At 66.5% G+C, this 20,056-nt stretch carries 20 protein-coding genes; 14 read left to right on the top strand and 6 right to left on the bottom strand.

Annotation, left to right across the window (positions count from 1 at the left end; all coding sequences use genetic code 11):
- Positions 1–145: 145 nt before the first annotated feature.
- From WD184_08875 to WD184_08860, 4 genes are read right to left on the bottom strand one after another with little or no spacing between them, the layout of a single operon-like run.
- A complete protein-coding gene (locus tag WD184_08875; protein ID MEX0826845.1) occupies positions 146–1,126 on the bottom strand; it encodes a MoaD/ThiS family protein in 981 nt (326 codons plus the stop codon).
- Positions 1,126–1,959 (bottom strand): MaoC/PaaZ C-terminal domain-containing protein, encoded by an 834-nt coding sequence (locus WD184_08870; protein ID MEX0826844.1) that lies wholly within the window; start codon positions 1,957–1,959, stop codon positions 1,126–1,128. The genes WD184_08875 and WD184_08870 overlap by 1 nt, the downstream gene beginning before the upstream one ends.
- A gap of 52 nt (positions 1,960–2,011) precedes the next feature.
- Entirely contained in the window at positions 2,012–3,208 is a 1,197-nt protein-coding gene (gene fahA, locus WD184_08865) for a fumarylacetoacetase (GenBank protein ID MEX0826843.1), read from the bottom strand.
- Positions 3,205–4,122: a hypothetical protein gene (locus WD184_08860; GenBank protein MEX0826842.1), complete on the bottom strand. Its 918-nt coding sequence runs from the start codon at positions 4,120–4,122 to the stop codon at positions 3,205–3,207. Before WD184_08860 ends, fahA begins: the two co-directional genes overlap by 4 nt.
- 222 nt (positions 4,123–4,344) lie before the next feature.
- On the opposite strand from WD184_08860, the gene hppD reads away from it, so the two are divergent.
- Positions 4,345–5,466 carry a 4-hydroxyphenylpyruvate dioxygenase gene (gene hppD / locus WD184_08855; protein ID MEX0826841.1) on the top strand — a complete coding sequence of 374 codons (1,122 nt, stop codon included), beginning with the start codon at positions 4,345–4,347 and terminating at the stop codon, positions 5,464–5,466.
- 19 nt (positions 5,467–5,485) lie between these two features.
- On the top strand, positions 5,486–6,373 hold the full coding sequence (locus WD184_08850; GenBank protein MEX0826840.1) for a hydroxymethylglutaryl-CoA lyase: 888 nt from the start codon (positions 5,486–5,488) through the stop codon (positions 6,371–6,373).
- Between the two features lie 116 nt (positions 6,374–6,489).
- On the opposite strand, the gene WD184_08845 is transcribed toward WD184_08850, so the two are convergent.
- Positions 6,490–7,650 carry a hypothetical protein gene (locus WD184_08845; GenBank protein MEX0826839.1) on the bottom strand — a complete coding sequence of 387 codons (1,161 nt, stop codon included), beginning with the start codon at positions 7,648–7,650 and terminating at the stop codon, positions 6,490–6,492.
- Positions 7,651–7,728: 78 nt separating this feature from the next.
- Here WD184_08845 and WD184_08840 point away from each other — a divergent pair, with 78 nt between their 5' ends.
- The 9 genes from WD184_08840 to WD184_08800 all read left to right on the top strand — a co-directional run bounded on the left by WD184_08840 (position 7,729) and on the right by WD184_08800 (position 16,623).
- Positions 7,729–8,106, top strand: a complete 378-nt coding sequence (locus tag WD184_08840) for a cytochrome c (protein ID MEX0826838.1) — start codon at positions 7,729–7,731, stop codon at positions 8,104–8,106.
- Positions 8,107–8,183: 77 nt separating this feature from the next.
- Complete coding sequence (locus tag WD184_08835; GenBank protein MEX0826837.1) at positions 8,184–8,369, top strand: hypothetical protein; 186 nt, start codon at positions 8,184–8,186, stop codon at positions 8,367–8,369.
- Between the two features lie 53 nt (positions 8,370–8,422).
- Entirely contained in the window at positions 8,423–9,265 is an 843-nt protein-coding gene (locus WD184_08830; GenBank protein ID MEX0826836.1) for a hypothetical protein, read from the top strand.
- A complete protein-coding gene (locus tag WD184_08825; GenBank protein MEX0826835.1) occupies positions 9,265–9,603 on the top strand; it encodes a hypothetical protein in 339 nt (112 codons plus the stop codon). Before WD184_08830 ends, WD184_08825 begins: the two co-directional genes overlap by 1 nt.
- Before the next feature lie 94 nt (positions 9,604–9,697).
- Entirely contained in the window at positions 9,698–11,278 is a 1,581-nt protein-coding gene (locus WD184_08820; GenBank protein ID MEX0826834.1) for an SGNH/GDSL hydrolase family protein, read from the top strand.
- A 54-nt stretch (positions 11,279–11,332) separates the two neighbouring features.
- Entirely contained in the window at positions 11,333–11,617 is a 285-nt protein-coding gene (locus WD184_08815; GenBank protein MEX0826833.1) for a hypothetical protein, read from the top strand.
- A 301-nt stretch (positions 11,618–11,918) separates the two neighbouring features.
- Complete coding sequence (locus WD184_08810; protein MEX0826832.1) at positions 11,919–15,317, top strand: vitamin B12-dependent ribonucleotide reductase; 3,399 nt, start codon at positions 11,919–11,921, stop codon at positions 15,315–15,317.
- A gap of 112 nt (positions 15,318–15,429) precedes the next feature.
- Positions 15,430–15,870: a DUF2188 domain-containing protein gene (locus WD184_08805; GenBank protein ID MEX0826831.1), complete on the top strand. Its 441-nt coding sequence runs from the start codon at positions 15,430–15,432 to the stop codon at positions 15,868–15,870.
- A gap of 138 nt (positions 15,871–16,008) precedes the next feature.
- On the top strand, positions 16,009–16,623 hold the full coding sequence (locus tag WD184_08800; GenBank protein ID MEX0826830.1) for a DNA-3-methyladenine glycosylase 2 family protein: 615 nt from the start codon (positions 16,009–16,011) through the stop codon (positions 16,621–16,623).
- Here WD184_08800 and WD184_08795 read toward each other — a convergent pair.
- Positions 16,567–17,262 (bottom strand): SAM-dependent methyltransferase, encoded by a 696-nt coding sequence (locus WD184_08795; GenBank protein ID MEX0826829.1) that lies wholly within the window; start codon positions 17,260–17,262, stop codon positions 16,567–16,569. The two genes, WD184_08800 and WD184_08795, sit on opposite strands and share 57 nt — an antisense overlap.
- 69 nt (positions 17,263–17,331) lie before the next feature.
- Here WD184_08795 and WD184_08790 point away from each other — a divergent pair, with 69 nt between their 5' ends.
- Genes WD184_08790 through WD184_08780 form a run of 3 tightly spaced genes read left to right on the top strand, consistent with a single transcriptional unit; the run spans position 17,332 to position 20,010 of the window.
- The gene (locus WD184_08790) at positions 17,332–17,883 is read left to right on the top strand and encodes an RNA polymerase sigma factor (protein ID MEX0826828.1); all 552 of its coding nucleotides are present in this window, start codon (positions 17,332–17,334) and stop codon (positions 17,881–17,883) included.
- A complete protein-coding gene (locus WD184_08785; GenBank protein ID MEX0826827.1) occupies positions 17,880–18,653 on the top strand; it encodes a methylated-DNA--[protein]-cysteine S-methyltransferase in 774 nt (257 codons plus the stop codon). The genes WD184_08790 and WD184_08785 overlap by 4 nt, the downstream gene beginning before the upstream one ends.
- 52 nt (positions 18,654–18,705) lie before the next feature.
- Positions 18,706–20,010, top strand: a complete 1,305-nt coding sequence (locus tag WD184_08780) for a PDZ domain-containing protein (protein MEX0826826.1) — start codon at positions 18,706–18,708, stop codon at positions 20,008–20,010.
- Positions 20,011–20,056: the final 46 nt, after the last annotated feature.

Genomic DNA, 20,056 nt, shown 5'->3' with positions numbered 1-20,056 from the left:
GTCCTGATGGACATAGACCGTCTACAAACCGTCAACGATGTCCTGATGGTTCTCCAATAGGCGATACGCGATAGGAAGGAACGGGCTATCGCGTCCGCACGAGTTCACCGTTCCGTCGCCAATCGCCGGCCGAGCGAAGCGAGGCCTAAGACAGAACCGTCAGCAGGGTCCAGAAGGCGGCGGCGGCGATCACCACTCCGTCGAGATAGGAGAGGCTGCCCGGCGCGTGGCCGCCGGCGAAGAATCCCCCGGCCCTGACGAGCATGCCGAGATTCCGCCCCGCGACGAGCGCGATGGCGGCGGCGACTGCTCCGGCGATCGCGGCGAGCAAGTCGGGGGCCCAGAATGCCCCGGCCACCGCCCCGCCGAGGATGGCCCCGATGAGCATCGCCACCAGCGGGTCGACGATCGGCATCTCAGACCGGTCCGACAGCCAGGAAACGAAGACGGCAACCGCGGCGACGAATAGGAAGACCTGTGTCTCGTCATACGATCGCAAGCGGAGCATCACCAGGGCCGACGATCCCAGCGCGGACGACATCGCGATCATGGCCCCGGCCGTGATCGAATCGATCTCACGCAGCCGATAGGAGAAGACGCTCCACGTCAACGCGAGCAGCACCGCCCCGATGGTGGCCGCTGCCGCCCCGTTCGCTCCGAATCGATAGGTGGCAAGCGCCCCGCCCAGAGCGGCAGAGATCGCGGGGACCGATGCAACCGGGAGATCACGCCGCTCCGCCGCGGTGGTGATGTCGAAAGCCCAGACCCCTACGACCAACACCACCGTCACCGCGAACCACTGCAGCGAGACCGCGTTGGCCCCGAACAGCATGGCGGCCAGGATTCCGACGATGCCGATCTCGATGGCCATCGGAGAACGAACGAGCAGCGCCCCACCCGACACCGGGGGGATCGCCGCCACCTCCGAGTGCGCGGACACCGTGGCGTCGCGGCTCGCTCGCTCGCCGTCGACCCACACCTGTGCAGGCTCGAGGGCGCGTGCGAAGTCGGATCCGAATCGGGCGATTGCCCCTTCGAGCACCTCATCGACCGTGCCGCCGTCGACATCGACCGCGCCGATGCCGGCGATCTCCCGCAAGTTGGCGAACAGCCTGAGCCGCGCCATCAGCCTGCCGTCGCCTCGAAGACTCCCTGCATCACGACCTTCCCGTCGGGCCGAACCGTCTCGAAGTGATGACCGTCAGGGGTGTCCCAGACCCTGGTGGTCAGCTCGCTGCCGGGGAACACCACATCGGTGAATCGAACCTTGACACGGCGAACCCGGGCCGGGTCGGAACCGGCGCGATGCTCGACCAGGCCTCCGGTGACGAGGGACAGTGTGCCCAGACCGTGGTTGATGACGCCGGGAAGGCCCACCATCCGGGCAACCGACTCGTCGAGGTGAATCGGGTTGTGGTCGCCACCAGCGGCTGCGTACCTAGTGGGCATATCATCGGCCACCCGATTGACGAAGGAGACCGCCGGAGTCCCACGATCGGGAGCGGGCTCCTTGGTCGTTGCGGGCTGCTCCCGGCCGCTGCCTGCTCCGCGAACCACGATGGTGGCCCGCTGTTCGTTGACCTTCTCGCCGGCGACCGAGGTGGCGTCGACCCGAATCACGAACACCCCGTTGCGTCCCTTGTCCTCCACCGACTCGAGGGCGGGGGTGAACACCAGCGCGTCTCCCGGGCGAATCGGGCGATGGTGGACGATTTCCTCCTCGCCGTGGAGGATCATCAAGGGGTTCTCGACGTTGAGTTCCCGGTCGGTGGTGACGGCGCCCATGAGGGGGAAGCCGGGCACGACAGGGAATATCGGCGAAGCCACCTGGTCGGGCCCCTCGCCGTACCGGGGGTTCAGATCGCCCGAGGCGGCGGCGTAGGCCTGGATCTCTTCGCCGGTGATCGTCCGCTCGACCGGCTCGTAGATCTTCCCGCCGAGGGCGAAGTTGAGGGGCATCGGCAGGAGGGTACCGTGGCGATCCGGCGCTTCGACGCCCAGCGGGCCCCGATCACTGCCCGACGACGGTCCCGACACACTCGCCAAACCCGATCCGCGGCTGCCCGGCGCGCTCACACCATCCGCGCAGGATCACCGTGTCGCCGTCCTCGAGGAAGCGACGCTCGGAACCGTCCTCGAGCATGATCGGCTGCTCTCCACCCCAGGTCAGTTCGATCAGGCTGCCGTAACTCCCGGGATCGGGTCCCGACACGGTTCCCGACGCGTAGAGGTCGCCAGGGCGGACGTTCGTGCCGTTCACGGTGACATGGGCCAGTTGCTGCGCCATCGTCCAGTACATCCCCGCGAAGTTGGTGCGCGAGATCGATTGCGGAGCCGACATCGCCGCCGACTGGAGCAGCACCTCGAGCTCCAGATCGACCGCCCAATTGGCACCGGTACGCAAGTAGTCGAGCGGTTCAGGCTCCTGAGCCGGTGGCCTCGTCAGATATGGCTCCAACGCGTCGAGGGTTACCACCCATGGCGACACGCTGGTGGCGAACGACTTGCCCAGGAATGGACCGAGCGGCTGGTACTCCCACCGCTGGATGTCCCGGGCGCTCCAGTCGTTCACGAGCACGAGGCCGAAGATGTGTTCCCGCGCCTCGTCGATGGGAATCGGTCGGCCGAGTTCGTTGCCCGGCCCGGTGACGAACCCCACCTCCAGCTCGATGTCGAGAGACCTGGTCGGACCCTGAATTGGCGGCCCGTCGGCCGGTTTGAGCTGGCCGGCAGGTCGCATCACAGGCGTTCCGCTCACCACGACACTGCTCGCCCGACCGTGATAGCCGACCGGAAGATGACGCCAATTGGGCAGCAGTGGCTCCTGATCGGGCCGGAACATCTTCCCCAGGTTCGTGGCGTGCTCGACCGACGAGTAGAAGTCGACATAGTCGCCGGGCTCGAAGGGCAGCAGCATCTCGACCCGGTCCCTCCGGTGGAGGGCATCGGCGAGCGGAGCCCGGTCGGCGGAGAGCAGGGCGGTGATCTGCATCCTCGCCTCGGTCCAGACCCTCCGGCCCAGACCGAGGAACGGGCCGAGGGTTTCGGCGGCAAGGGCCTCGGCGGAGGACGCTGGAAGATGACCGGCAACCGCGCGTAGGTCGAGGACATGCTCACCGATGGCGACACCCACCCGCGAGCCCCCGCCTGCGTCGAACACGCCGTATGGCAGGTTCTCGACCGGAAAGTCGGATCGGTCCGCTGTCACGACGCCACCGGGAGCACGCCAAGGGCGGTGAGGTCCTCGACAGGCTCGTCGAAGGAACAGGATCCGTATGCCACGAACAGGCCCCTCCGGGCTGCCTGCAAGTCGGAGATGCCTGCCGTGGTGCCCCGCCAACGGATCCCGGTTCGATCGAACTGGAATGCACCCGGCTCATCGTCGGCGAGGACGGCGGCGATCGCGGCCGCGTCCTCGCCGCGGACGGCCAGGGCCGCACCAACCAGAAGATTGAGGAACCCGTGGTGAACGAACCCGGTGGCGGGGTCGAGGTGGCGAACCGGGTGATGCAACCCGGCGGTCGCCTTCATCGGGAGGGACCGATCGCGACAGCCGGCCAGAAACGCCGCCACCGCCTCCGGCGACGGGAAGTCGCCGGCCGCCAGCCCTCCGGTCCGCAGCTTCGCTCCCAGAATGCGACCGGAACTCTCACGGACCGCGACCAGCGCGTCGAAGGAACCGGCCAGATCGCCCGCCCAGGGGATTTCGAAGAACACCATGCGGTCCAGCATTGCCACCGCTCGCGCGGCCCAGCCGGCCAGGTCATCTGGAGGAACCTTGGTCTCCACCAATTCGATGGTGGCTCCGCCACTCAACTCGGTGTCGAAGGCCTCGATCGCGGCGACGTCGGCGTCGAGATCGGTGCCGGCGGCGATGGCCGAGAGCCGCCAGGCCGCCTCGCCCGACGCCATCGTCGGCATCAGCACGGCGGCGAGTTCTTCGAGGCGGCCGACGGGGCAGAGAAACCGCTCGACCATCCACGCATCACCGCCGGCGCGGGCCGCCCGATACTCCGCCACGGCATCCGCCATGCCGAGTGCGGCCGGCGGAAACAACCCGGCGTAGTCGATGAGCCCTCCCAACGCCGCCACCCGGGCGTCAGGTCGGGTGATGTCGAGCATCCAACAAGGCTAGGCAAGGAAGAATGGGCGATTGGCGATTCGCCGTAGAGGGGCGGTCCGTCCTAGGGGGTTCTCGCGATGCGCGATGCGCGATGCGCAACGCGTGAGCACCAATCGACGCGATCGGCGGTTTGCCGCATTGCGCATTGCGCTCCCCCCAATCGCGCACCAAGCGGCCCGAGACACGCGAGAATGGACCCACCAACTCCACGGAGCGACACCATGACCGAACACGACGCCACTCTCGAGCGGGCCAAGGACATGGCCAAGCGCGACGACTTCCCGCTCATGGGCTTCTCTCACCTCGAGTGGTGGGTGAGCAACGCCTTCCAAACCGCACAGTTCTTCCGGTCCCTCCTTGGATTCAGCATCGCGGGCTATCGCGGCCCGGAGACCGGTACCCGGGAGACTGCCTCCTACTTGCTGAGGCAGAACGACATCCATTTCGTCGTCACCGGCGCGATGACGCCTGATCATCCGGTGAGCGCCCACGTGCACCTGCACGGCCCCGGCGTGCACGACGTGGCCCTCCAGGTACCCGATGCCGAAGCCGCTTTCGAGTTGGCCGTCGATCGCGGGGCCGACCCCGAGTCGAAGCCCTTCGTCGTCGAGACCGACCGGGGCCGTACGGTCACCTCGGCGATCCAGGCCTACGGCGACACGGTCCACTCCTTCGTGGAGGGTGGCCGGGTCTTCCCCGACTTCGTGCCCCTCGAAGACGACATCGCCAATCCGATCGGCCTGCAGTTCATCGACCACGTGGTCGCCAATGTGGAATTGGGCAAGATGGACTACTGGGTCGAGTTCTACGAGCGGGTGTTCGGGTTCACCATGCTCCGCCACTTCGACGACGACGCCATCAGCACCAAGTACACCGCCCTCATGTCGAAAGTGATGTGGGATGGCACCGGGATCATCAAGCTGCCGATCAACGAGCCGGCCGAGGGCCTAAAGAAGTCACAGATCGACGAGTACCTGGAGTTCTATCGCGGAGCCGGAGTGCAGCACATCGCGATGCACACCGCCGATCTGCTGTCGACGGTGACCGAAGCATCGGCGAGGGGTCTCAAGACGCTCACCGTCCCGGCCACCTACTACGAAGACGTGTGGGCGCGGATGCCCGACATCGATGTCGACCGCAAACGAGTGGAGGCCCTGCAGATATTGCTCGACCAGGACGAGGGCGGATACCTTCTCCAGATCTTCACCCGGATGCTGCAGGACCGCCCGACGGTGTTCTTCGAGTTCATCGAGCGGCGTGGCGCCACCGGGTTCGGCAAGGGGAACTTCAAGGCCCTCTTCGAAGCCATCGAGCGCGAGCAGGCGCTTCGGGGCAACCTCTGACGTCAGTGGCACACATCTCTTGATCGAGATCGTCGAAGTCGGCCCCAGGGACGGCCTCCAGAGCGAGGATCTCGTCCTTCCCGTGCCCACCCGGGTCGACCTGATCCGGCGGCTCGAGGCCGCCGGCGCCACCAGGATCGAGACCGTCTCGTTCGCTCATCCCCGGCTCGTGCCGCAGATGGATGGCGCCGAGGCGATCTGCAGCGCTCTCGGTGAGCGGACGTTTTCGGCCATCGGCCTGGTGCTCAACGATCGCGGCCTCGAGCGGGCCATGGACACCGATCTCGATGAAGTGAACCTGGTGGCGTACGCCTCCGACGGCTACGCCCTGAAGAACAGCGATGCCGGTGCCGACGACCGCAACGCCGAGGCAGCCGTGCTCGCGGTCCAGGCGAAGGAAGCCGGCCTGCGGGTCTCGGTGACGATCTCGGTGGCATTCGGCGACCCGATCGACGGCCCGGTGTCGGCCGAGCGCGTGGCGGACATCGCCCGCGACCTGAACGAAGCGGGGGTCGACGAGATCGCCCTGGGCGACACGATCGGCGTCGCCGTCCCCTCGGAGGTGGCGCGCCTCCTGGCGATGGTGACGGCCGCGGTCCCGGAGACTCGCACCCGCTGCCACTTCCACAACACCCGCAATACCGGGTATGCGAACGCCTTTGCCGCGGTGGCTGCAGGAGTGCAGGCTCTCGACGCCTCGGTCGGCGGTTTCGGCGGCAGCCCGTTCTCCCCCGGCGCCGGCGGTAACATCGCCACCGAGGACCTTGCCTGGATGCTGCACCGCTCCGGCATTGACACGGGCCTCGACCCGAAACGCCTCGCCGAAACCGGCCAGTGGCTGGCGGAGCAACTGGGACACGAGGGCTCTAAGGCGATGCTCCCCAGGGCCGCCGCCTGGCCGAAGTAGATCGCGATACGCAATACGCGATACGAAGGAAGCTGGCGACCGCGTCCGTTAGGAACTCAGCCGTCCGTCGTATTGCGAATTGCGAATCGCGAATTGTTGGCCGAGCACAGCGAGGCCTACTCGATCGTCACCTCGAACGAGTCCTGAATCCGGTCGCCGTCGGGTTCGTCGAGAACGGTCAGATCTTCATCGGAGAGGGTGCCGTCCTGATCGAAGTCGATCCACAGCCTCACCCAGAGGACTGCGCTCTCGGTGAGCGCCTCTTCGAACTCGACCTCGAGGTCGGGGAACACTCCAGCCTGGATCAGGTCGGAAACCGTCAGCCGGGTGCCGGGCGCACCGTCGTCGTCGGACAGGATCTCGACGAATCCCGGGGCGGGGAACTGCACCGAGTCGAGGGTGATGCTGGTGCCATCGGACTCCTGGTCGAGCACGAACAGGTCGCCGGGGCTCCGGCTGAGAACAGTGATCACCGGGTTCTCGAGGGCGAGGGCGCCGGTGTCGCGCACTCCGATCTCATCGAGCCCGTCCTCTGGATCGAAGATCCCGTCCTGATCGCGGTCGATCCAGACGGCGACGAACACCGACTGGGTGGACGCCAGAGCCGGGTCGAGGTCGAACACCAGGCCCGTGGTGATCCCGGCGGGCAGCAGATCGGAGATGGCGAGGACCACGCCCGGCTCACCGCCCTCGCTCTGGTGGACCGCCACCCACCCCGGCGACGGCAGGCTCGCCGAGGCAACATCGAGAGTGGTTCCGTTGTTGGTTTGCGGATCGACGAAGACATCGGCCGGTGAGAGTGGCGCCAACAGAGTGAGCAGCGCGGTCGTGGTCGCCGGATCCCCGGCGGCCGTGGTGGCGATCTCGTCCACGAAAGAGTCTGGAGGCTCGTAGGTGAAGCGCTCGTCGCGGTCCATGTCGATGTGAACCGTCAAGTGCACCGTCGTCTCCTCAACGATCGGCAGAAAGAACGGCACCGGAACTCGCGAGATGACGCCGGTGCTGATCAGCTCGCTGATCCCGATGACCTCTCCGGGTGATCCACCGGCGTCCCGGCGTACCACCACAAACCCGGGGGAGGGCAATGACACCGATTCGACCAGCACCGACGACCCCTCGATCTGTTGGTCGAGGGCCACGATCTCGGCGGGCGCGGAAGGCGGCGGCGTGTCCTCTGGTGCTGCGGTGACGGTGGTGGTGGTGCCCGACGACTCGTAGGCGCACGCCGGAACGACGACCAGCGCCGCCGCGAGCAGCAGGGTGGGAAATCGGGACATCGCGCAGGAGGGTATACCCGGTTCGGGGCCAGGAGGCGCGTCCCGAAAGTCATCGGTCTGGCCGTACACTCGGCGTTCATGTCGCCGACCAAGAGAGCGCAGAGGGCCGTGGCCGTAGTCGGAGCGCTGCTCCTGGCCGTCGCCTGCGGAGGCAACGCCCCGGCTGACCCGGGCACAGCCGATGCAGGGCGAGGAGAATCCGCCTACCTGGTGGCTTGCGGTGCCTGCCACGGTTCCGCGGGAGAAGGCATCATCGGGCTGGGCAAGCCCCTGTCCCACTCCGACTTCATTGCAGGCCTGACCGATGAGGATCTTCTCGCGTTCATCGTCATGGGACGACCCACCACCGATCCGGAGAACACCAGCGGCATCGCCATGCCCCCCCGAGGCGGACGCACCAACCTCACCGACTCGGAGATCAGGGACATCATCGCCTACCTGAGAAGCCTTCAATAGTCCCCAGTCCCCAGTCCCCAGTCCCCAGTCGCCAGTCGCCAATAGCCAATAGCCAATCCAGTCCTTAACCTGTCTCAATGGCGACTCCTCCTACGCCTTTGCAGATCCCCTGTCTCGAATGCCAGGGGACGGCGAATCTGATGAGTTTTTCGCCGGATGAGGGGTTCGTTGCCGGTGATGTCGTCGCCTACGTCTGCGAAGACTGCGGCCATCGGTACGACCTCGTGGTGCCGGAGGATGAGGAGGCCGACGAAACCCCCTGACGCGGCAGCCGACCGGCCGATAGACTCCGCGGCACTTACAAGGGGGATCATCCGTGAAACGATGGCGCAACCTGTTGCTCGCCGTCGGTTTGATCATGTTGATTGGGGCCGCACCGTATGCGACAGCGCAAGGCGATCCGACCATCGATCTGTTCGAGTTCATTCCCGAGCAGTTCCGAGACGACTTCGAGGATCGCAACGGTGATGGCATTCCCGACTTCAAAGAGGTCCCCCCAGAGGGCATAGCCGGGATCTGGGACGATGCGGTCGGCGAAGTCGAGGATCAGGCCTTTCTCGATGCCGTCGGGTCGGATTCGTTCGACACCGACGACGAGGGGTCGAGCCTGACCGGACCCTGCAAGGGCGTTGTGATCTCGTACGACGCGGACGGCAGCTCGGTCGACGCGTTCATCGACCGGGGTGGACCCGATCCCCTGATCGACATCAACGGCAACCAGGCGATGACGAAGAGCAACCCCTTCGAGGTCGACACCCGGGGGACCCTGCTCTACTTCGGATCGAGCCAGCCCGCCACCTTCCACAACCACCGCTGGTACCTGAAGGCCGAAGGGATCTTCAAGGACGACGGCGGCGATCCGAACCCGCGGGACAAGAACCGCAATGCCGGGTCGGTCGACTTCGGGGCGCTACTCCCCTTCCCCTTCACCGCGCTGGTGGTGGCTGAAGGCGCGTGGGTCGACGAGTGGGGCCCAACCGAACTGCCCGATCAGGCGACCTATCCCGAACCCAACTGCATCGGACGAGGCTGGGTGAAGTTCGTGGGGCCGAACCCATTCCTCACCCCGCCGGGAATCCTGGCAACCTTGTTCGCCGCGGCCGGGTTCACCGGTGTGTTGTTCAACGCACGGCCGGCGCTGTCATGGAGGGAGGGCTGATGAACAGCGACACCGTATTGCATCGGCATCCCATACGAGGAGCGCTTTGGGGATTGCTGATGGGCTTCGGCGGGATCCTCCTGCTGATGGTCCTCAGCATCGTCCGGCTCGACATTCCCACAGCCATCATCTACACGGTGGCGGGGGCGGCGTTCGGCCTCCTCTGGGGCCTGTTCGCCCCGGCGAAGAAGCCCAAAGGCCCTGCACCGATGAGAGCCGGCGCCGCCCCGGCGGCCCCGCCAGCCCCGGCGACACCGGCGACGCCCGCCGAACCGGCACGGCCGGCGACCGCGGCGATGCCCGCGGAGCTGCCGGTCGAGGAGGAGGGCGACGAGTAGGCGGTTCGCAAGTCGAGTGGGGGGGTTAGCGACCTATTCGCTAACCCCCTGAGCCTCTAACGTCACGGGGCGGGCACCAAGCCCGCCCCGTTTCATGTCGTACTCCTATTACGCCCCTGCCCCGAAGAGTTCCGGCGCCCGCACGGCCTCGGTGCTGCTCGGCGTGCCGGCCGCGGTCCTGGTCGGGATCCTCGCCTGGCTGAGATCCGGAAGCGCGGTCTGGGGGCTGGTTCTCGGCGGTCTGACCTTCGCGGTCGCCATGTATTCGGCGTTTGCCGCGACCCGCGGCCCGTCGATCTTCATCGCCCTCCTCATGCTCGCATTGGTGGTGGGGAGCATCTACTACGGGGTGAGCCATGCGCTGGAGATCTATCGCGCCATCTCTACGACCGAGGGACCGGTCGACGAGGCCGACCCCAATTCGGTTGCCTCCGCCGAAGCCGCCATCGCCGTGGCGAACGCCCAGAACGGCTTCCGGATCGTTCTCACCGAAGAGGAGACCGGCGCCTACCTGCAGAAGGGTCTGGGCGAGATCGCCAACAACCCGATTCGAAGGATCGAAGTAGACATCGAGGACCCCGCCACCGGCGACGACGAGTCGGGCACCCTCTCCATCGTCGGATTCTTCAAGAGCGGTGGGATTGAGTTCAGCGGCACGGTCGGCTTCCACCTCGACGCCGGCGCCATCCGGGTGGAAGTGACTCACCTCGAGGTGGGCGATCTCGACCTCCCCGGAATCGGCCGCGACGCCATCGAGGACATCCTCGCCGAAGTGGCGGATCTCAACGACGTGCTGGTCGGCCTCAACGCCGATGTCCAATCGATCACCCTCGGCAACGACCAGATCGTGGTCACCGGCTCCCATGGCGGTGGCGCCACGATCACCTCCGCAGCGCTGTTGACTGCTCTCGCCGATCAGGCAGCCGGCCTGGGATCGGGGGTCGAGCCTCCCGACCAGCGACTGGGACCAGGCGAAGTGAATGGCACCCTCTTCCCCGGGGTTCCCGTGGTAGTCGCTCTCGGTGACTCGTTGGCCGCCAATGTCGGCGTCGACGAGCCGCGAAGGGGATATGTCTCGAGGGTCCACGCCGAACTGCAGCGGCGCGACGCCCGTACCCTCGGGCTGCGGAACTTTGGCGTCTCCGGGGAGACGACGGGCACCATGATCCGCGGAGGCCAGCTCGACGCCGCGATCGCATACATCGAGACGGTGGACGTCGCCTATGTGATGATCGACATCGGTGCCAATGACCTCCTCGGCCACCTCGGCTCGGACGATTGCTCCGACGACATCGACTCCCCCGACTGTTCGGCCAGACTCGATGCCGCATTCACCACCTACGAGGCGAATCTGTCGGTGATCCTCGAACGCCTGGCGGCCGCCGCCCCCGACGTGCCGGTGGTGTACCTCACCGCCTACAACCCGTTCAGCCTCGGCCTGGCGGGCGGCGTCGGCTTCGAGGGTCGGAGCGACCAGATCGTCGCCGCGTTCAACGCACTCGGCACCCGGGTGGCTGAGAACCTCGGCGTGATCGTCGCCGACGGGTTCACGCCGATGCGCGGGACGACGGCAGCCACCACCCACATGCTGGACGCCGAACCGGACATTCACCCCAAGTCGGTCGGATACGGCATTCTCGCCTGGGCCATCATCGAGGCGCTCGCCGCAGCCTGACGCGTGGCTGTTCACTGGTCGGGGTACGCTCGCGCCGTCACAAGGAGAGCCGAGATGAAGTTCCGCCGGCTGCTCGCAGCCACCCTGTCGGTCGTCGTGTTGGCGTCGGCGTGCGGCGACGATGGAGGCGGCAGCGAGTTCAGCGAGGACTTTCGCCGGCTCTTCATGGAGAACTGCACTGATGATGAATCTGAGGAGTTCTGCATCTGCTACCTCGGCGAACTCGAAGACCGATTCACCCAGGAAGAGATCATGTCGCTGGCGATCGAAGGGACGGACGAGCCACCGCCGGAGTTCTTCGAAGCGAGCTTCGCTTGCGCCCAGTTTCTCGATGGCTGACGAAGCGTCCGGGGCCCGACACTTCAACGCGAAATCTCCCTAGTGCGCGGAGTTGCCCCGAGTGGGGCGCACCGCTACAACAGTCTCACGCCGGTTTCTTCCCCCCGGCGACTTCCCCCGTCGCAGTGGTTGCTTGACGGGATGACACGCGTGTAATTACAGTGGTGGGTCCACATCAAGTAGTGGTCCTTCACTTCCTCGACCACCACATCTTGTGGCTGTGGACAAGTCGACCCTTGCGGTCACGGTCCCCAGACGAACGGAAGCGGCGCACGAAGCGCACCAGGACAGGGAGGTCCTCATGGGTGACGGGCTCAGAATCAGCCGCTACTTCACGGATGCGGGAACCGATCCGTTCGACACGGCCGAGTGGAGCACCCGAACCTCCCGGATTGCGAATCCCGACGGATCGGTGGTCTTCGAGATGAAGGACGCCGAGGTTCCGGCCACCTGGTCGCAGGTCGCAGCCGACATCATGGTGTCGAAGTACTTTCGTAAGGCAGGGGTTCCGCAGCGCGACGAAGCGGGCGACCTGATTGTCGACGACGACGGCAACCCGGCGCGCGCGCGCGCGCGCAGCGCCCGCCAGGTGATCGGCCGTCTCTCCTCCACCTGGCGGATGTGGGGTGAGCAGTACGGCTACTTCGCCACCGAGGCCGACGCCCAGGCTTTCGAGGACGAACTCGCGTTCATGCTCGTCCACCAGATCGCCGCCCCCAACAGCCCGCAGTGGTTCAACACCGGGCTCAACCACGCCTACGGGATCACCGGGCCGGCGCAGGGCTTCTGGTTCGTCGACGAGGCGACCGGTCAGGTCGTTCCCTCCGACGACTCCTACACCCGTCCCGCTCCACACGCCTGTTTCATCCAGTCGGTGAACGACGATCTGGTGAACGAGGGCGGGATCATGGACCTCTGGACCCGCGAGGCCCGGCTGTTCAAGTTCGGCTCGGGCACCGGCACCAACTTCTCGAGCCTGCGCGCCGAGAACGAGACCCTCTCCGGTGGCGGCAAATCGTCCGGAGTCATGTCGTTCCTCAAGATCGGCGACCGCGCCGCCGGAGCCATCAAGTCGGGTGGCACCACCCGCCGCGCCGCCAAGATGGTCATCCTCGACATCGACCACCCCGACATCGAGCTCTTCATCAACTGGAAGAAGATCGAGGAAGAGAAGGTGCGCGCCCTGATCGCCGCCGGCTACCCCTCCGACTTCAACGGCGAGGCGTACCAGACGGTCTCGGGCCAGAACTCCAACAACTCCGTCCGGGTAAGCGAGGAGTTCATCCGGGCGGTGGCTGAGGATGGTGACTGGGAGCTGACCGCGCGTATCGACGGGCATGTCATGAAGACGATGAAGGCCCGCGACCTGTGGCGTCAGATCGCCGAGGCCGCCTGGGCGTGCGCCGACCCCGGGGTGCAGTTCGACACCACCATCAACCAATGGCACACCTGCCCCGCAGGCGGGCCCATCCGGGCGTCGAATCCCTGCTCGGAGTACATGTTCATAGACAACACGGCCTGCAACCTGGCGAGCCTCAACCTGGTGACGTTCTACGACGACGAGACCGGGGCATTCGACATCGAGGGCTACAAGCACGCCATCCGGCTGTGGACGATGGTGCTCGAGATCTCGGTCACCATGGCCCACTTCCCGTCGCAGGAGATCGCCCAGGGGTCGTACGACTACCGCACGCTCGGGCTGGGCTTCGCCAACCTGGGATCGCTGTTGATGCGCCAGGGCATCCCCTACGACTCGGACGAGGGCAGGGCGATCACGGGTGCGCTCACCGCGGTCCTCACAGGCGACGCCTACGCGGCGTCGGCGGAGATGGCGGCGGTGCTGAGCCCATTCCCCCGGTTCTCCGAGAACCGCGAGTCGATGCTCCGGGTGATGCGCAACCATCGCCGGGCCGCATACAACGCCGACCCGTCCGAGTACGACGGTGTCACTCACCGCGTCGTCGGCATCGACCCCGACCTGTGCCCCGACCATCTGTTGGCCGCCGCCCGCGAGTCCTGGGACCACGCGGTGGCGATGGGTGAGGAGTATGGCTACCGCAATGCCCAGGCCACCGTGCTGGCACCGACCGGGACCATCGGCTTGCTGATGGATTGCGACACCACCGGGGTCGAGCCCGACTTCGCTTTGGTCAAGTTCAAGAAGCTGGCCGGAGGCGGCTACTTCAAGATCGCCAACCAGTCGATCGATCCGGCGCTCCGCCGCCTCGGTTACGACGAGGAGCAGCGGCGCGAGATCGTCGACTACGTAGTGGGCACCATGACCCTCGACGGAACCCCCCATGTGAACCGGGAGTCGCTGAGCGCCACGGGCTTCAACGACAGCGAGATCGACGCGATCGAGGCGACGCTGCCCGGTGTCTTCGAGCTACGGCACGCGTTCAACGTGTTCGTGGTCGGCGAGTCCGCACTGCAACGGCTCGGATTCGATGAAGACGAGTACACCTCATTCGACTTCGACCTGTTGCGCGCCCTCGGGTTCACTCCGGTGCACATCGACGAGGCCAACCGGGTGATATGCGGCACTCAGACCATCGAGGGTGCCCCGCATCTGGCGGACGACCATCTGCCGGTGTTCGATTGCGCCAACAAGAACGGCAAGCACGGGGTCCGCTTCATTCATCACACCGGCCACATCCGGGCGATGGCGGCAGCCCAGCCGTTCATTTCGGGGGCGATTTCGAAGACGATCAACATGCCCCACGAGGTCGAGATCGGTGACATCGAGGACTCGTACGCCCTCTCCGCCGAGTTGGGACTGAAGGCGATGGCGCTGTACCGGGACGGTTCGAAGGCCAGCCAGCCACTGTCCTCCACCACCGGTGAAGGCGACTCACACGAAGACGAATCGGAGGAACTCGCCAACGCGATCGATGCCGAGGCGCGGCTCGTCACCGGGACGTTTGCCCCGGGGATCAGCCCGACCCAGGCGTACCACGGGGTGAATCGCCCGAGGTTCTTGCTTCCGTCACGACGCCAGGGCTGGACCCAGGAGGCCAAGGTCGGCGGCCACAAGATCTTCCTCCGCACCGGCGAATACGAAGACGGCACGCTCGGCGAGCTGTTCATCGACCTCGCCAAGGAGGGGGCGACACTGCGGGGCATCCTCGGCTGCTTCGCGATCGCGGTATCGAAGGGTCTCCAGTACGGGGTTCCCCTCGAGGAGTTCGTCGAGTCGTTCACGTTCCAGACGTTCGAGCCGAGAGGCATGGTGGAGGGCCATCCCAACATCAAGATGGCCAACTCCATCATCGACTACGTCTTCCGCTCGCTCGGGATGGAGTACCTCGGCCGAACCGACCTGGTGCAGATCCCTCCGAAGGAGGTCGGTGAGCTCCCTGAGCCACCCAGTGGCCTCGCCGTCGACGCAGGAGTGCAGCTTGGCCTCGACGACGACATGCCGCTGACCGCTCCGATCAGCCACCCGGCGGTGGCCAAGCCGCAGGTCACCGCGACCAACGGCAAGGGGCATGCCGGCAACGGCAACGGCAAGTCGCGCGGGACGATGGTGGCAGTCACGGCAAAGGCGACGGCGGCGGCCACACAAACGGCTTCGATGCAGGCCGCCCTGGGCGAGATGATGGGCGACGCCCCCCTCTGCGACACCTGCGGCCACATCACCGTTCGCAACGGGTCGTGCTACCGCTGCCTCAACTGCGGAAACTCGATGGGCTGCTCGTAGACCGCCACTCACCGGTCGAGACTTCGGGGACCTCGCGAGGTCCCCGAAGTTCGTTACCGACAATTCGCACCAACACCTGGCATCATCAGTGTGTGACAAGTGAGGAGGACTCGTGACCACACGCAAGCCCGCGGCAAGGAAGCCGGTCAAGAAGGCCGTGAAGAAGGCGGTCAAGAAAGTGAAGGCCGCGCCCAAGAAGGTCGCAGCCAAGAAGCCCGCGGCCAAGAAGGCCGTGAAGAGGACCGTCAAGAAGGCTGCGCCGAAGAAAAAGGCCGCTGCCAAGAAGACCGTGAAGAAGGCGGTCAAGAAGGCCGCGCCGAGGAAGAAGGCAAAGCAGGGTCCCGCGGTCCACACCGTTCCCCACGACAAGGGCTGGGCCAACAAGCGCGCCGGCGCCTCCAAGGTGAGCAGGGTCTTCTCGACGAAGACCGCCGCCCAGAAGGCTGGCCGCGAGACGGCGATGCGCGAAAAGGTCGAGCACATCATCCACAATGCCAGCGGGAAGATGGGCGAGCGGAACTCGTACGGGAACGACCCCCGCGGCCGCGGCTGATCACGAACCCGGGAAGCACCGGCGCGGTGCCTTCCCGATGGATCCGATACGAACGTTCGATGAAGCGCTCCAGTGGAGCGCTTCATCGCGTGGTATCGGGCCAGCTTGCAAGTATCACGGGCCCGTATGGTCCCGACCATGACCGATCCCCGGGTGACCGCGATCCGCCGCGACATGGCCGTACTCGGCCGGCGCCACCCGCTGTTCGCCGCCGTCCCCCGACCGGTACCGGTGGAGTTCCTCGAGCCCGGCTTTGCCGGGATGATCCATCTCATCCTTGGGCAGCTGGTGTCGATCGAGGCGGCCGATGCGATGTTCCGGCGACTGCGGGTGACCTTGGGAACCGTCACGCCGGAGGCGCTGCTCGCAATGGACGACGCCACGATGCGGGCCTGCGGGTTTACTCGCATGAAGGCCGAGTACGCCCGGGGCCTGGCGAGGGCCGCACTCGACGGTCTGGACTTTGCCCGCGCCTCGGCCGGCACAGCTGACGAGGTGGTGGCAGAACTCACTGCTCTGCGGGGAATCGGCCGCTGGACCGCAGAATGCTTCCTCATCTTCTGTGCCGGCCACCGCGATGTCTTTCCGGCCGGAGACCTGGCGCTGCGTCTCGGATGGCACGAACTCAGGGGCGGGTCCGAGCCTCCGAGCGAACGAGCACTCCGCGCCATCGCCGAGGAGTGGGCTCCCCGTCGGTCAGCCGCCGCCCATCTGATCTGGCACGCCTACCTGCGCCGTCGCGGTCGTCGCTGACTGTCGACGTTCCCAGACGTGCCACTCCCACATCAGGTTCCGCCCCGACGCGACTTCTCGGAGCCCGGCGGCGGCAACTCGCCGTCCGACCTCGGCGGTTGGGTGCACGAAGACCCGAAAGGTGGTTCGCCCGATCCGCAGGAAGCCGTTCAGCGCCCGTACCCCGGCACGCACCCACCATCGGTCCCGCGGATACGCCATGGCCAGCAGCCGAACCGAGCGGGACGCGACCGCGTCTACGAGCTCGATGCCGGGATAGCAACACACCACCCGATTGAGGAACACGACGTCGGCTTGCGGTGCGGCCCTATCAGCGACGAAGTCGCCAGTCCTCCACTCGACGCGATCTGTCAACCCGTGTTCCGCCAGCAGGTCCTCGCCCACCTCCTTGTGGGCAGGCGAGAGGTCGTAGGCGACTCCTGACCGGGCACCGGCTTCGAGGAGCGCCACCTGCGCCGACCCCACCCCCGCGCCAACTTCGAGCACGGATGCCCCATCGATCCCCCTCGCCGCGAGAGCCGCGACCATCGGCCGGGCGGTGGAGTCGAGCCCGCGGCGCCGGTACGCCCGGGCCGCCCGGCGGGCTTCGCGTTTGTTGAATACCTGCCGATATCCGGATGGGTCGCAGCAGCCGGCCATGGCACCAAAGGTAGCCCTGCGGGTGCAACGGATGGGTGATGGCCGGTGTTCTCTGGGACGATGATGACCATGAGCGCCGATCGTCTCGCCATGCGGCTCGCCGATGACCTCGACGGTGCGTTCCCGGATCTCGTGAGAGATCTCACCCCCGGCCTCTACTCGGGGGCACTGCGCATGCTCGGCAATAGGAGTGACGCCGAGGAGGTCACGCAGGAGGCCCTCATCCGCGCCTACCGGGCCCTGGGTGAGTATCCGCAGGACCGCATCCGCGAGATGCGGCTCAGGGGATGGGTGTGGACCATCGCCGCCAACCTCTGCCGAAACCGGCTGCGATCACGGGCGCGCCACCAAGCCGTGAGCCTGGGCACTCACGAGCCGGCCGAACCCACCGCGGGACCCGAGGCGACCGTGTTGTCCTCCGAGATCGAAGGTCAACTGGCCAATCTCTTGCTCGAATTGCCCTGGGAAATGCGTACCGCCGTCGTCTTGAAACACGTGGTCGGTCTCTCGTACGCCGAGATCTCCACTGCACTCGATCGCCCCGCGGCGACGATCCGCTCGGATGTCCACCGCGGGCTCGCCCGCCTGCGCGCCACCTACCCCCCATCGGAGGGACCATGACGCTCCAAGACGATCTCCAGTCACTCCGGGAGCCTGCTCCGACGGGCCTGATCGACCGGATTCTCGCCGACGTCGGCCTGGCCGACCAGTACGCCCGCCGGTCGAGCCCGCTCGGCGACGTGTTCGTCGCCTTCAACCGACGGGGGGTCACCACTGTCGACCTCGCCACCTCACCGGAGGCATTCGAACGGCGCTTTCTCGAGATTCACGGCCGCAACGTCGTTCCGGCGACGGCGCTGCCCGCGGTCATCGCCGCCCAGGTCGACAAGGCACTCGCCGACGGACGACCTGGACAGCTTGCGCTCGATCTGTCCGGTCTCTCCGAGTTCCAGCAAGCCGTGCTCCTGCGGGCGGCGACCATCCCCCGGGGTGAAGTCCGTCCCTACGGCTGGATCGCCAAGGAGATCGGGAAGCCCGATGCCGTCCGCGCGGTGGGGTCGGCCCTTGCCCGGAACCCGGTTCCGGTCATCATCCCCTGCCACCGCGTGGTGCGGTCGGACGGCACGCTCGGCAAGTACTCGCTCGGATCCGATGACAACAAGCGAGCCCTCCTCGAGATCGAAGGCCTCGACGTCGAAGGGTTCGAGCGGCTCACTGCCCGGGGGGTCCGCTTCCTCGGCAGCGATACCACCCGGATCTTCTGCCACCCGACTTGCCACAACGCCCGCCGAATCACCGAGCCCCACAGGGTGGAGTTTCCTTCCGAGGTCGCCGCCGAGAAGGCCGGCTACCGGGCTTGCCAGGTGTGTCGACCCGCCCGAGCTGCCTAGGAGATCTTCCCGGCTGAACTCAGAAAACCGGCAAGTCGCTTACCCTTCCGCAATGCGTCGGATCTACGCGCTCGTCGGGGTAATGGCACTCGTCGCCGGGGCGTGCGCCAACCGGAGCGATCGCGTCACCACCCTCCCCACCGTGCCGCTCGCCGCGGTCGACGACGGGACCAATGTCGGGGTCGGCGCATGCCTGCTGTCGATCGGCCCGGGTCTCGGTGCCCAGGTCACAGCCGTCACCGAAGGAAGCGGTGCCGACGGCGTTCTCCTGCCTGGAGACACGATCGTCGACGTCGCAGGCACCCGAGTGGTGACCTCGGCGGACCTGCGCGAGGTCGTCCAAACCCACGCCACCGGCGAAGTGGTGAGGGTTGCCCTCGTTCGCAACGACTTCGAGCCGCTCACCGTCGAGGTGAGGTTGGGCGAGCATCCCGATATAGCCGGGACCCCGCTGCTCGGGGTTGCGACCGTCACCCGGCAAGAGCGGCAAGCCGTCAGGACTCTCGCGGGCGCCAACATCGAGTTCGTCGGTTCACTGGTTCGAGTGGTGCGGTTCGAGGACCGCTACCTCCTATTCGACCCGGCCGGCCTCCGCTGGGCGTCGCTCGGCAGCCTCCCGATCGCTGGCGCCGAGACCTTCGTGGCAGGCGAGTCTGAGATCTACCAGTTCGACTCCTTGCCCGATGGCCAACTGGCCGCGGTGGGCACGATCGCCGGAACCATCGTCACCGTCGCGGCAGTGGATTGGGACGTGCTGACATCGCTGACCGTCATCGACGACGTCCTTCTCGTCGGGGCGTTGCAGCCGGATGAGGGGCGACCTAGCGGCGTCCAGTCGGCGGTACTCGGCATCGACGCCACCACGGGCGAGCTGCTGTGGACCGTCGAGATCGCCGATCAGTCGACAGGGTCCTTCCTGCCCTCATCCGCCGCCCGAGACCCTTTCCGCGACCGGGCTTTGATCCGCCTGACCCCACTGGGGGAGCCGAACCCGGAGAGCCATTTGCTGCTGACTCTCGAGGATGGCGAGCCGGTGGTGACGCCCGTTCGCGGGGTCCCCGACGGAGCGCTCGTCATCGGCTGGCACGCACGAGATCGGCTGCTCTGGGTCGATTCGCCGCAATCACTGGCGATGCTCCAGGTCACGGATGTGATCACGGGATCGACGACGGAGGGGTCTCTCCCCGAATCACTGAGCGGGGCACGAACGGTGTGGCCGGCCGGCGACGGCGAGCATGTCATCGTGAGCGATGGCACCGACCTGCTCTACGCAGCCGTGGGAACCGACGAAGTGAGACTGCTGACGACCCGCTGCGGGCCGGCGACCCTGGGTGATCCGGGCTGGCAAGCACCATAAGAAGCCTCCAGCCACCAGCCTCCAGCAAGAGGAATCAAGACTGTTG

This window comes from Acidimicrobiia bacterium, from assembly GCA_040878325.1.
Classification (GTDB): domain Bacteria; phylum Actinomycetota; class Acidimicrobiia; order Spongiisociales; family UBA11373; genus JAUYIV01.
This window is presented reverse-complemented; position numbering and strand designations above follow the sequence as displayed.

Excerpts from the sequence above, each read along its gene's own strand:
- WD184_08845 (MEX0826839.1), bottom strand. The coding sequence starts at position 7,650 with ATGTCCCGATTTCCCACCCTGCTGCTCGCGGCGGCGCTGGTCGTCGTT.
- hppD (MEX0826841.1), top strand. The coding sequence starts at position 4,345 with ATGACCGAACACGACGCCACTCTCGAGCGGGCCAAGGACATGGCCAAG.
- WD184_08840 (MEX0826838.1), top strand. The coding sequence starts at position 7,729 with ATGTCGCCGACCAAGAGAGCGCAGAGGGCCGTGGCCGTAGTCGGAGCG.
- WD184_08815 (MEX0826833.1), top strand. The coding sequence starts at position 11,333 with ATGAAGTTCCGCCGGCTGCTCGCAGCCACCCTGTCGGTCGTCGTGTTG.
- WD184_08875 (MEX0826845.1), bottom strand. The coding sequence starts at position 1,126 with ATGGCGCGGCTCAGGCTGTTCGCCAACTTGCGGGAGATCGCCGGCATC.
- WD184_08785 (MEX0826827.1), top strand. The coding sequence starts at position 17,880 with ATGACGCTCCAAGACGATCTCCAGTCACTCCGGGAGCCTGCTCCGACG.
- WD184_08820 (MEX0826834.1), top strand. The coding sequence starts at position 9,698 with ATGTCGTACTCCTATTACGCCCCTGCCCCGAAGAGTTCCGGCGCCCGC.
- WD184_08790 (MEX0826828.1), top strand. The coding sequence starts at position 17,332 with ATGAGCGCCGATCGTCTCGCCATGCGGCTCGCCGATGACCTCGACGGT.
- WD184_08800 (MEX0826830.1), top strand. The coding sequence starts at position 16,009 with ATGACCGATCCCCGGGTGACCGCGATCCGCCGCGACATGGCCGTACTC.
- WD184_08780 (MEX0826826.1), top strand. The coding sequence starts at position 18,706 with ATGCGTCGGATCTACGCGCTCGTCGGGGTAATGGCACTCGTCGCCGGG.
- WD184_08810 (MEX0826832.1), top strand. The coding sequence starts at position 11,919 with ATGGGTGACGGGCTCAGAATCAGCCGCTACTTCACGGATGCGGGAACC.
- WD184_08860 (MEX0826842.1), bottom strand. The coding sequence starts at position 4,122 with ATGCTCGACATCACCCGACCTGACGCCCGGGTGGCGGCGTTGGGAGGG.
- WD184_08835 (MEX0826837.1), top strand. The coding sequence starts at position 8,184 with ATGGCGACTCCTCCTACGCCTTTGCAGATCCCCTGTCTCGAATGCCAG.
- WD184_08870 (MEX0826844.1), bottom strand. The coding sequence starts at position 1,959 with ATGCCCCTCAACTTCGCCCTCGGCGGGAAGATCTACGAGCCGGTCGAG.
- WD184_08795 (MEX0826829.1), bottom strand. The coding sequence starts at position 17,262 with ATGGCCGGCTGCTGCGACCCATCCGGATATCGGCAGGTATTCAACAAA.
- WD184_08825 (MEX0826835.1), top strand. The coding sequence starts at position 9,265 with ATGAACAGCGACACCGTATTGCATCGGCATCCCATACGAGGAGCGCTT.